The organism is Pseudomonas sp. BIGb0558 (assembly GCF_024807515.1).
Classification (GTDB): Bacteria; Pseudomonadota; Gammaproteobacteria; order Pseudomonadales; family Pseudomonadaceae; genus Aquipseudomonas; species Aquipseudomonas yamanorum_A.
Window position 1 is genome coordinate 1 of the sequence record NZ_JANUEW010000026.1, and the last position, 11,642, is coordinate 11,642.

Here is an 11,642-nt window from a genome sequence, read left to right on the forward strand (position 1 = left end):
GCGGGGGTAGTTCCCCCCGGGTGTTGGGCTCCCCCCCCCAAAAACCGCGGGCCCCCCCCCCCCCCCCCGCGCCCCCCCCCCCCCCCGCCACAGCAAGCTCCCTCGCCACAGTGTTGCACCCCATGCGGTTCAAACTGACCGCCTTTCGAGCAATCCCCGTATAATCGCCGTTTTTCTCGAAGGCACCCTCTCCCGTGGGCAATAAACGCTACAGCTGCATCGGTCTGTATAACCCCAAATCCCCCGAAAACGTCGGCTCGGTGATGCGCGCCGCCGGCTGCTACGGCGTGGCCTCGGTGTTCTACACCGGCAAGCGCTACGAGCGGGCCCGGGACTTTATTACCGACACCAAGAAGGTCCACCACGACATTCCGCTGATCGGCATCGACGACCTGAAAAAGATCCTGCCCCTGGGCTGCATCCCGGTCGCCGTCGAGCTGGTTGAAGGCGCCCGCCCTCTCCCCGAGTACACCCACCCGGACCGCGCGCTGTATATCTTCGGACCGGAAGACGGCTCCCTGGACAAGGAGATTCGCGACTGGTGTGAAGACGTGATCTACATCCCGACCACCGGTTGCATGAACCTCGCTGCCACCGTCAACGTGGTGCTTTACGACCGCCTGGCCAAGGGCAACAACACCCGCTCGGGTCCCAAGTACTGATTTTTTGGGAACATCCACGGCCTGTGCGCAGTCAGCTGCATATCACTAAGCCCTTGTTGGAGACAGATCATGAGCGACAGCAAAACCCTGCGACCCGTTATCCGGTCCACGCCGTTCGAGCCTCAACCCACGCAAAACGTCCAGGGCTGGGAACGCATCGGCTCCCTGGCCGGTGGCGTGGTGATGATGGGCAAAGGCCTGCGCCGTGGTGGCTTTTTCGGTTTGATTCAGGTGGCGATTGGCGGCGTGGCGCTGGCACGCGGGATCAGCGGGCACAGCTCGGCGAAAGAGTTGCTGGAACGCAGCCGTCAGGAAATGAACACCGTGCGGACCAAGATTGAACGCGCCGGTGAGGAACTGAAAAACCTCAAGACCAAGGCTGAAGTGGCGGCAGAGAACGCCAGCAAAACCACAGGTTGAACCCGATACTGTAGGAGCCCGGCTTGCCGGCGATGGCGTCCTCAAGGGCCTCATCGCCGGCAAGCCGGGCTCCTGCAGGGATCAGCGCAGCAGCTTGCTGTCGAGCACCACCGACGACTCCCCGATAATGCTCTCCCCCAGCTGCACAAACTCCTTCGTGCTGATGCTGTTCATGCGCATCACCGCCTGGGTCAGGTCATCCAGCGAACGTTTGTTGTGGGTTTTCACACGAATCTCGCGGTCCAGCTCCTGCAACAACACCACCGCCCGTGCCACCGTCGCGCTGTTGGCGTGTTCAACCCGCAGGCTGGTCACGTCCTTGCCTTCCTGGGCCAGCTTGGCCTGGATAGCAGTGTAACGATCGTCACTGATCCCGCCGGCACGACGCATCAGTTCAATGGCGTAATACTGCGCCAAGCCCTCGCTGATCCAGTCGCTGCCCTGATGGTCGTTGAAGCGACCGATGGCCTGCACCACTTCACGGAGCAACGGGCTGCTGCCGTTTTCGCTGACCAGCGGCGTGCGGCTGTTGAGGTAGATCGAATCCCGCGCCGAGAACGCACCGCGACGCATCGGATCACTGGCGCCCACCACCAACAGTTTCGCCGGATGCCGCGGGAAGGCCGCTTGCACTTGAGGCCAGACAAACGTCAGCAAGGTCAGCACGTCCATGCGGTGCATGCCCTGCCCCTTGGGTGACGCCACGGTGATTTCAGTCTCGCCCAGGCGCATCCTGCGGCTGCCCAGGTTGCCGGCGAGCATCCAGCCGGTGGGCCGGTCAAACAGGCGGGACACGTTGTCGATGCGGAATTTATTCTTGCCGATGCGCGGCCAGGCCGTCTCGACGCTTTTCCAGCCGGTGGGCAGTTCAAACACCAGGCGTGACACCAGCTCAATGCCGTCCTGCTGGTCGAGACGCGCAGCGGGCACCAGGTCCTCACCGCGAAACAGCGCCCAGCTCGGGGTCATGCGGGCTTCGTAGACTCCCTTCTTGCGCGCATGGCTCAGGCGTACACGGTAGGTCAGGCTGGCCTTGTCGGCGCTGGGTTGCCACAGGCCACGGCTGTCACCCGGCGTATTGCCCGGCAGTACTTGCCACTGGCCATCGGCCTTGAAGTCGCTGTAGTCACCGTCGCGGCCCAGGTCGAAGTTGAGGCTGCGCACCGCCGAGCCCTGGGACAGGCTCAGGCGTACTTCAGCCTGATCACTTTGGGGCAACAGCTTGACGTGATAGTCCAGGTCGACTTTCTTCGCCCACGCCGACGTACTCAATGCCAACAACAGCAGGCTTGCCGCCAGCCTGGCTCCAACCGTCATACACACTCCCTCTCAACCTGCGCGAAAAATCAGGTAATCCTCCCAGTCATCCTCGGGCACGCTGCCTTCGGCCAGCATGCGCCCGGACTGGGAAATGCGTTCGTGGTGCACCGCGTCGCGATCGCCGCACACCAGGTGGTGCCACAGCGGCAAGTCCTTGCGCTCGCTGACCAGCCGGTAGCCGCAGGTAGGCGGCAGCCATTTGAACTGGTCGGCCTGGCCCGGGGTGAGCTGGATGCAATCGGGCACCGAGTCCCGACGGTTGGGGTAATCGGTGCACTGGCAGGTTTTGAGGTCGAGCAGTTTGCAGGCGATGCGCGTGTAATAGACGCTGTTGTCGTCTTCATCCTCGAGCTTTTGCAAGCAGCACAGGCCGCAGCCGTCGCACAACGACTCCCACTCATCCTGGTCGAGTTGTTCGAGGGTTTTACGGATCCAGAAAGGTTCGACTTTGGCGGCCATGGCTCTACATCAATATCGGTATGTTAAAAGGCCGCCAGTCTAGTGCCCATGGCCGCCGGGGCCAAGCGCTTACGACTGTCGGTAGAACAAGACTTGTCAGTCGACCGGCGGCGAAGTAGCTTTGAGCTCCGGTTTTTTCATCAGGATCAGCCCAATGAGCAGCAACCCACGCGTCGCCGACTACCCGATCCACCCACAATTCACCGACCGCTGGTCGCCGCGCGCCTTCACCGGCGAGAGCATTCCGGTGGACACCCTGTTGAGCTTCTTCGAAGCGGCCCGCTGGTCGCCGTCGGCCTACAACTCGCAGCCGTGGCGGTTTCTCTACGCACGCCGTGACACGCCGAACTGGGAGCGCTTCCTGGGCCTGCTGAACGAATTCAACCGTGGCTGGGCGCAGCATGCGTCGGCCCTGGTGATCGTGGCATCGAAGACCGACTTCCAGGTGCCCGGCGCCGCCGAAGAAACCCCGGCCCTGTGGCACACCTTCGACACGGGTTCCGCCTGGGGTCACCTGGCATTGCAAGCCAGCCTCAGCGGCTGGCACACCCACGGCATGGCCGGTTTCGACCAGGAGCTGACCCGCAAGGAGCTGAAGATCCCCGAAGGCTACGCCCTGCACGCGGCCGTGGCGATCGGCAAGCTGGGAGACAAGTCGACCCTGGCTGATTACCTGCAAGCCCGGGAAACTCCGAGCCCGCGCAAGCCGTTGAGCGAGTTGGTGGCCGAAGGCGATTTCAGCCTCTAGGCAGAGCCTGGGAGTTACCGGGTCCTGGAAGACGCCGGTAACTCGCAAACACCCCGCTACCTGACAAGCAAACCGAAGTCCCTGAGCAACTCTTTCTTTCTACTGTTGTACGTCTTCATCTCCCACTCATACAGACCATCACCGGGCACCATGTCTTCAAGGGACAACGACTGGATATCCACCGGGTAGACTCTTTTATCCGCCGCGGAATACAGAAAGTTCTTAAGCTGCAAGTCCTGATGGCGTATGCCCTTTTCCTCCATCCCCTTCAATGCGTCATCCAGCCAGGTTCGTGCCTCTGGCGTCAAGCTGCGCCGTTCGACCGTGGCCAGGTTGACCCCATCCAGTTTGCCCATCTTGATATAAGCCCGGCCGTTCTCAACGACTGCCGTCGCGAAACCCTCGCCATAATATTTATTCAGGCAGTCCCGCTCCTGCGTTACATAATCGGGAATGCGCGTGGCGTTTGTAGTGTTGAAGTCTTTATAGACGCTTTTGCCATCCAGGCTTTCGTAGACCACGCCCTCACCGCCCCGGCCAATTTCAGGCCCAAGGTCAGAGGCGACCGACTGCGGGCTACCACCCCGGGCGCCCAATCGTTGCCACTGATCACCCTGAACATGCTGGACCAACACCGGCGTCTGCCGGTTGTTGTGATAAATCCGCGCCTGGACCACGCCGTCGGCGGTTCGGGTCGCCTCCCGCACCTCATAGACGGCGCTTTGGCCGGTACTGTCGGTATGGCGTATATGCGACACGTGCCCGTCTGCGGCCACATAGAGCCCCTGGCTGTTACGTGAAAGCCCGGCGATTTTCGATTCAGGCACCTTGAATTCAGTCAGCAGTCGATTGCCTAGCTCAGTGCCCTCCATTGTCGCTGCGCCGCCCCGGCGTATCAGCCGGGCGCCCCCCAGCACCAGATCGTCCAGGCCATTGAGCGGATTGAATTCGCGGATAAGCGTGGTGCCAATAATCCTCGATACCTTGGCCGCCTTGGCAGCCGTGCCGGCAAGCCGGGTTCCGGCCTTCGCCACTTTCCCCGCAACCCCCGCCCCGGCAGTGAGGAAACCAAAGGCATCCATGGCCAGGTCCATTGCGCCGTCGACATAGTTACCGTTCTGAAAATTGACGATGGCGGACCGAAGCGGAACCAGGTCCAGAAAGAAATTCGTAACCTTCCACTCCTGTTCCATTTGTCGGTCCAGGGGAGTGATTCCCTTGGCCTGCTTCACCACGTCCTGGTTGTCGATATTCAGGTGCTCGACAAATACATCGGCAATGGCCTTGGTACGCGCCGTGGTAAAGCTTGATGGTGGCAATGAACCCTGCGGCTGCCCTCGACCCAGGTCCGAAGTACCGGCCTTGGTCGGCGTAAAGGTTTCTGTCTTGTAAGTCTTGTTGGCATTACGCGGTATCTGCTCCGTCAACACTGAGGTGGGTACCGTGGTTATCTCTGCATTTTTCAGATCGATTTTATAAACGACAACACCGTTGGCACCCGAGGCTTTCAGCAGCAGGTTTTCATCGGTGTGATGCAGGGTTTTAGACGTGAAATCCATCCCCAGTGCGTAGGTCTTTTTTTGAAAGAACTCAAGCTGGCCCTGTTCAAGCTTTCGCCTGTCGGCCAACGGAAGCTTGGCCACCATGTGTTTGATGGTGGTCGCAATCCCTTGCTTGCGTGAGTCGATGGCCTCGCTGAACTGTGCGTCGAAGGTTTTATTCACCTCCAGTTTCAGCGGAGCATTTATCGCCGCAACAGGAATGCGCCGGTCGCTGGTTTTCCAGCGGTAGCCATTCAGTTCCATCATGGCGATATCCAGCATCGAATAAAGCCCGGCGGGTGCGCGGTTTGGGTTGTAAAGCGGCTCGATGCCCGGCTGCCGTGGATCATCGACTTTCAGGAGTTTTTCTTCAAATGGCAGATCGTTCCCAAACTGCTCTTTGAGCTTGGCCAATGCAATGTCTTGGCGACTCGGGATTTCTACCTCCAATAACCGCGAGGCGACTATCCGTTCCTTTTGCTGCTGATTGAACGCAGTCCTTGCACGCTCCACTTCATCAGGGCTGTAGTGATCATCGGCTTTTCCCGGGACAATCCCGTTGACCACGCCCCAGTCAATCAGCGCCGCCACTTGGGCCTGCTCGGTCACCGCACGATCATCCAGGCCAGCACTTTCAGCGGCCGACATCACTTGGGCGAAGGTCATGTTCGGCACCTTCCCCGGCGCCTTGGCTTCAATGGTCGCCGCCGCGATGGCCAGGCTGACCCAGGCGGGGCTGCCGTAGGTAACGCTGTCGGGGATGTCCTTGATCAGAAACACCGGGGCCTTTCTTGCCAGCAGCAGGTAAGCGCCGGTCGCGGCCATTGCCGGGCTGGTCTTGCCATTGCTGCTCAGGTGCTCGCTCAAGGCCGCCAGCACCGCCGAAGCCGGCTTGCCCCAGTGGTCCGGGTGCGCCAGGTTGAATCCTGCCACCCGGTTTCGCAGGGGCTGGGCGATGGATTCCGGGTCTAGCGTCAGATTGATGGCGGCCAGTGTGTATTCATTCACACTGGTATCGGTGGCGAGGCCATTCAGTTCGGTTTGAATTACCTGGCCCAGCGCCCGCCCGCGCGCGGAGTTAACGAGGGTTTCCAGGGTGCTGGCCGGGTCATCGAGTGGCGGTTGATTGCGGTGCAGATACTCCAGCACCCCGAGGCTTGCGCCGATCTGTGGCGGGTTCGGGTTCTGGCTGCCATGGCGCAACGCGGCGGCGAGAGCCTTGCGCTGATCATTGGCATGCATCGGGACCGGCCAGGACAAAGCGCCACCGAAATTTCCCAGGGGGTGCTCAAGGGCCTTGAAGCCGGAATGTGCGCTGACCACCGGGGCATCCTGCGTCAAGGGCGTGTTTGCGGCCGACACCGTTGCACGATCAGTGGGCAGTAACGGAATAACGCGGGCAGGTGCAGCGCCAGTATGAAAATTCAACATCGGACCAGTTCCATTGGAAAGAAGGGTCCAAGCCTCACATAGGCACTGCCAGGGGAGAATTGCAGGAGTGTTTACAGAGATTTGTCAGGGCCAGTCATCAGGCCCTGCCGAGCCGCTCCAGAGAACCCGGAACTGCTCGCCAAGCCTCGTATTTTCAGTAGCCGCGCTCGAAACTCACTTCGCCGCGCAACACTTCGTTTGCCTGGTACGCCCGTAAATTTTCGACAAACAACTGCACCATCATCCCCGGTGAGGTCGGCGCCGAGCTGTGACCGGTCAGCAGCAAACCCCAGGCGGTCCAGAACGGATGGCGCTGTGGCAACGGCTCCTGACGGCAAACGTCGATCACCGCGCCCGCCAGATGCCCTTCCTTCAAGGCTTCCACCAGGTCCGCATCCACCACTGCCACCCCGCGCCCGACGTTGATAAACAACCCGGTCGGCTTGAATTGCTTGAACAGCGCCGCATCGTACAAGTCATGGGTATTGGGCGTGTTAGGCAGCAGGTTGACCACGTAGTCCACCTCGCCCACCAGGCGCGGCAACTCGTCGAGCCCGGCCACTTCGATAAACGGCGCCTGTTCGCGGGCTTCACTGGCGATGCCATACAGCTCAACGCCAAACGGCTGCAAAAACTGCGCAACGCTACGGCCGATATCACCAGTGCCGACGATCAGCACCTTGCGCCCCGCCAGGCTCTGGCCCATGCGGTTGTCCCACTTGCGCTCGACCTGGCTGACCAGCCGCGCCAGTACTTCTCGCTCGTGGCCAAGCATGTAGGTGAGCACGTATTCAGCCATCACCTGGCCAAAAATGCCCACGGCGCGGGTCAGGCGGTAATCCCGCGGCAGGCCTTCAGCCAACAATGGCGTGATGCCAGCCCAGGTGGATTGCAGCCATTGTGGCTGGTGGCCCTGGCGCAACAAGGTGGCCAGCAGGTCCGGTTGGCCCAGCCACACCGGGCAATCGGCCGCCAGGCGCGACAATTCAGCGGAGTCGCCGCTGGTCATGACCTCAAGGTCCGGCGCCGCTTCGCGCAGCAGTCGGGCGTACAGCGGGTGATCGTGTTCAGCAATCAGAACGCGCATGGTTCAAACCTTTCAAAAACACTGCAGGCGGCCGCCGGCCCAATTCACTGTCCGTTGCGGCCACCGCCAAAAATTGAATTCCATTGATGAATGTGCCCCGGACGGGGCACTGACCGATCACATCGGGTCATTACGTCGCAGCAGCTCTTCGGGCAAGTGTTCGATGTACTCGTCCTCGGCCGGCGGCATCTGCAGGTGGTAGCCCTGCTTCTCGAGGTTGTCCAGGACCACGGTGATGTCCTCGCGGGACAGCTTGCGCTCCGGGCTCAACACCAAGTCAAAGGCGTGGTGCGGCTTGCCGAAGGCGGCCAGCAGGCTTTCCGGCACGCGCTCCAGTGCATCGCTTTTCAGCACGTAGAGGTACATCTCGTTGCGTTTGAGGCTGCGATAGATGGAGCAAATACGTTTCAAGGCTGTTCTCCGGCAGTGGCCAGGCTGTCCAGCAGCGCCTGGCCCATCAATTCGCGGCGCCAGCCACGCAGCGAATCTGGCAATTTGTAAGGCCCCTCGGGGTAGCCGCTCTTGACCAGGGCTTCGAGGGTTTTCTTGCGCAGCATCAGTTCCGGCGCCATGTCCAGGCGCTCAGCCTCGGCCTGGCCCAGGGCGCGCAGTTGCTTGATCAGCGTGGCGGCGTCCACCGGCAATGGCTCGGCAACTGCCGGCGGCCATTGGTCCATGGAGACGCTGCCGGCACGCTTGATCAGGCCCAGCAGGAACTCGCCGTCCTGGCGCACGGTGCGCGGGTGCATGTCTTCGATCTTGCCCAGCGCGGCGAGGTTATCCGGCTGGGATTTGGCCAGGGGCCATAACGAGTGTTCACGAATGATCCGGTTGCGCGGCAGGTCGCGGGCACGGGCCTGCTGCTCGCGCCAGGCGCACAGTTCACGCAATACGGCGAGCTGGGCACGGGACAGTTTCCAGGCCAGCTTGGCGTCGCGATAGACCTCGTACGGGTCGACTTCGCGGCGCAGGTTGGCCACCAACTCGGCACCGTCTTCCAGGACCCAGGTGTATTTGTCGTCGGAAAGCTTCGGGCGCAGGCGTATGTAGACTTCCGCCAGGTGCACCGCGTCTTCGGCGGCGTAGCTGACTTGCGTCTCGGACAATGGCCGCTGCAGCCAGTCCGAGCGGGTCTCGCCCTTGGGCAGCTCGATATCGAGCACGGCTTGCACCAAGCGCGAATAGCCCATGGAAAAACCGAGGTTGAGGTAGGCCGCCGCCAGTTGCGTGTCGAACAACGGCACCGGCAGGCTGCCGGTCAGGCGCAGCAACACTTCCAGGTCTTCGCTGCAGGCGTGCACCACCTTGATCACCGCTGGGTTTTCCAGCAAGGCGGCCAAGGGTTGCCAGTTGTCGATGGTCAGGGGGTCGATCAGGTAAGCGCGAACGCCATCACCAATCTGGATCAGCCCGGCAATGGGATAAAAGGTGTCGACCCGCATGAATTCGGTGTCGAGGGCGACGAATGGCAACTGCTGCCATTCGGCGCAATGCTGGCCGAGGCTATCGTTGTCGCAGATCCAGTGAATATCGATGGCCACACGGCTCTCCCTTGAAGAATGGCGCGCAGTATATATCGCGAAAGGGAGTTGCGAGCATTCGCAGTGCACCTGCGACCATGAAAACTCCTATAGGCTCTGAAGAATAGTCCGACAGGCGGGACTTATCCTCTCTTACGCAGGACGTAGACCCGCCACATGGCTGAGCCGGGCATGAATTCCTGTTGGTTGAGGACCTTGAAACCGGCCTGGCGAAACTCCGCCTCCACCTGTAACCGATGGCTGGCAACCGCCGCCAGGGCGGGCTGCGCAGCGCGGTAGCCGCTGTCGCTGTTGACCGAGACGATCACCGTGTCGCGGCTCACCCGGTGAAACTCCCCGAGCAGCGCCAGGCGCCCTTCTGCCGTCGGCACATGACGAAACAACTCCAGGCAAAAAATGCAGTCCACCGCGTTGGCCGACAGGCCGATGGAAAAGGCCGAGCCCTGGAAGGTCTTGATCCGCTTGAGCAAGCCCGGCGCGTGATGGGTGCGGGCATGGTCAAGCATGTCCTGGGAGTTGTCGGACGCGAGGATCACCCGGTTGCTGTGCTCGGCCAGCACCGGCCAGAAGCGCCCCGAGCCGCACGCCAGGTCGAGGATCAGCCCCGGTTCGCCGGCGATTTTCAGCGCACGGCGTACCAGTCGCTCATCACGCCACAGCGCCAGGCGCCGCAGCAACTTGGGCGGGCGCGTGTCAGCACAGACCCGGGCATGCTCCTGGCCTGCACGTTCGGCAAATTCAATCTCGATGGAAGACGGCAGTTGCGACGGCATCACACGACTCAGTTAATGGATCAGACATTCGCAGCTTAACCACCGTCTCGTGAAAAAAAGGTCGAAGGATTGTTTACCGCGCATGCAGGGCCAGTATCCGGCGCGCAGCCTGTCGGTTAACTGTCTGTGATCAAGGCTTCATCTTCAGGCCTGGTGCAAATACCAGCGCCAGTCCTGCTCCCCCACTTCACCCATGAACTGGCGATACTCGGCCCGCTTGACCGCCAGGTACACGCCGAGGAATTCACCACCAAAGGCTTCCCGGGCCCAGGACGAACCTTCGAGGGCGCGCAGGGTGGTCAGCCAATCGGTGGGCAGTAACTCCTTGGCCTGGGCGTAACCGTTGCCTTCCACCGGCGCGCCGGGGTCGCGCTGTTCGCGGATGCCCCGGTGAATACCCGCCAGGATCGCCGCCGCCGCAAGGTAGGGATTGGCGTCGGCGCCGCAGATACGGTGTTCGATATGCCGGGAAAACGCCGGGCCGCCGGGCACCCGCAACGTCACCGTGCGGTTGTCCACGCCCCAGGTGGCAGCCAGCGGCGCATAGCTGTTGGTCTGGAAGCGCCGGTAAGAGTTGGCGTTCGGGCAGAACATCAGCAACGAGTCGAGCAAGGTGCTGAGCATGCCGCCCACCGCATGGCGCAGCAGCGGCGTGCCGTCGGGTGCTTCGCTGGCAAACAGGTTGTTGCCGTCGCGGTCCGCCAGGCTGACGTGCATGTGCATGCCGGTGCCGGCCAGGTCGTCGAAAGGCTTGGCCATGAAGCATGCGGTCATCCCGTGCTTGTGGGCCACGCCCTTGACCAGGCGTTTGTAACGCACTGCTTCGTCCATGGCTTGCAGGGCATCACTGCGGTGCTCCAGGGTGATTTCCACCTGGCCCGGGGCGTATTCGGAAATCGCCGTGCGCGCCGGTATGCCCTGGAGTTTGCAGGCGCTATAGAGGTCGGCGAGGAAAGGTTCGATCTGCTCCAGTTCCCGCAGGCCGTAGACCTGAGTCGAGCGCGGGCGACCACCATCCACATCCCGCGCTGGTTGCGGGCGGCCGTTGCTGTCGGGTTTCTGGTCGAGCAGATAAAACTCCAGCTCCGCCGCCATCACTGGGTAATAGCCGTCGGCCTTGAGGTCGTCGATCACCTTGGCCAGCAGGTGCCGCGGGTCGGCCACCGTGGCGGGCATACCTTCGGTGGGGTGCATGCTGACCTGCACCGCCGCCGTCGGGATCAGGCGCCACGGCATGCGCTGCAAACTGCCGCTGACCGGGTAGGCGCGGCAGTCGATATCGCCGACTTCCCAGACCAGCCCGGAGTTCTCCACGTCGTCGCCATTGATGGTCAGGCCGAGGATGGTACTCGGCAGCGGCCGGCCACTTTCGTAGACCGCCAACAGCTCATCGCGGTGCAACAACTTGCCCCGGGGCACTCCGTTGTTGTCGAGGATGAACAGCTCGAACATCTCGATATCCGGGTTCTGGGCAAGAAAGGATTGGGCTTCGTGCAGGGTGGCAAAGGGCGTGCTCATGGGCATTCTCATACGTTCGCGTCAGGCAGGCGCGTGGGCGCTGCCAGGCAGATGCGCGGGGCATCCGGTTGGGCAAATCAACGTGTGAGAACGATGTCCGGTGGGCGCGCGTGGCGGCAGTGCCAGAGCGCCCAGAAGGCGA

The 11,642-nt window shown here is 61.8% G+C and carries 11 protein-coding genes; 3 read left to right on the plus strand and 8 right to left on the minus strand.

Annotated features, from left to right (window positions below; translation table 11 throughout):
- The first annotated feature begins 194 nt into the window (after window positions 1-194).
- A complete protein-coding gene (locus M2400_RS24230) occupies window positions 195-662 on the plus strand; it encodes an RNA methyltransferase (protein WP_003210674.1) in 468 nt (155 codons plus the stop codon).
- Window positions 663-731: 69 nt separating this feature from the next.
- The gene (locus M2400_RS24235; RefSeq protein WP_177044933.1) at window positions 732-1,082 is read left to right on the plus strand and encodes a DUF2892 domain-containing protein; all 351 of its coding nucleotides are present in this window, start codon (window positions 732-734) and stop codon (window positions 1,080-1,082) included.
- 81 nt (window positions 1,083-1,163) lie between these two features.
- Here M2400_RS24235 and M2400_RS24240 read toward each other — a convergent pair whose 3' ends face one another.
- Window positions 1,164-2,399 carry a hypothetical protein gene (locus tag M2400_RS24240; protein ID WP_259198614.1) on the minus strand — a complete coding sequence of 412 codons (1,236 nt, stop codon included), beginning with the start codon at window positions 2,397-2,399 and terminating at the stop codon, window positions 1,164-1,166.
- A 12-nt stretch (window positions 2,400-2,411) separates the two neighbouring features.
- Complete coding sequence (locus tag M2400_RS24245) at window positions 2,412-2,861, minus strand: YcgN family cysteine cluster protein (RefSeq protein ID WP_177044936.1); 450 nt, start codon at window positions 2,859-2,861, stop codon at window positions 2,412-2,414.
- Between the two features lie 154 nt (window positions 2,862-3,015).
- Here M2400_RS24245 and M2400_RS24250 point away from each other — a divergent pair, with 154 nt between their 5' ends.
- Window positions 3,016-3,609, plus strand: a complete 594-nt coding sequence (locus tag M2400_RS24250) for a nitroreductase family protein (protein ID WP_177044939.1) — start codon at window positions 3,016-3,018, stop codon at window positions 3,607-3,609.
- 56 nt (window positions 3,610-3,665) lie between these two features.
- On the opposite strand, the gene M2400_RS24255 is transcribed toward M2400_RS24250, so the two are convergent.
- From M2400_RS24255 to M2400_RS24280, 6 genes are all read right to left on the minus strand, one after another.
- Entirely contained in the window at window positions 3,666-6,581 is a 2,916-nt protein-coding gene (locus M2400_RS24255; protein ID WP_259198617.1) for a hypothetical protein, read from the minus strand.
- 154 nt (window positions 6,582-6,735) lie between these two features.
- Window positions 6,736-7,668, minus strand: coding sequence for a D-2-hydroxyacid dehydrogenase (locus tag M2400_RS24260; RefSeq protein ID WP_177044943.1), 933 nt, complete (start codon window positions 7,666-7,668; stop codon window positions 6,736-6,738).
- Between the two features lie 117 nt (window positions 7,669-7,785).
- Window positions 7,786-8,079 carry a YcgL domain-containing protein gene (locus M2400_RS24265; protein WP_177044945.1) on the minus strand — a complete coding sequence of 98 codons (294 nt, stop codon included), beginning with the start codon at window positions 8,077-8,079 and terminating at the stop codon, window positions 7,786-7,788.
- Entirely contained in the window at window positions 8,076-9,209 is a 1,134-nt protein-coding gene (gene rnd, locus M2400_RS24270; protein WP_259198622.1) for a ribonuclease D, read from the minus strand. The genes M2400_RS24265 and rnd overlap by 4 nt, the downstream gene beginning before the upstream one ends.
- Before the next feature lie 122 nt (window positions 9,210-9,331).
- Window positions 9,332-9,982 (minus strand): class I SAM-dependent methyltransferase, encoded by a 651-nt coding sequence (locus M2400_RS24275; RefSeq protein WP_177044949.1) that lies wholly within the window; start codon window positions 9,980-9,982, stop codon window positions 9,332-9,334.
- Between the two features lie 144 nt (window positions 9,983-10,126).
- Window positions 10,127-11,500: a glutamine synthetase family protein gene (locus tag M2400_RS24280; RefSeq protein ID WP_177044952.1), complete on the minus strand. Its 1,374-nt coding sequence runs from the start codon at window positions 11,498-11,500 to the stop codon at window positions 10,127-10,129.
- Window positions 11,501-11,642 lie beyond the last annotated feature (142 nt).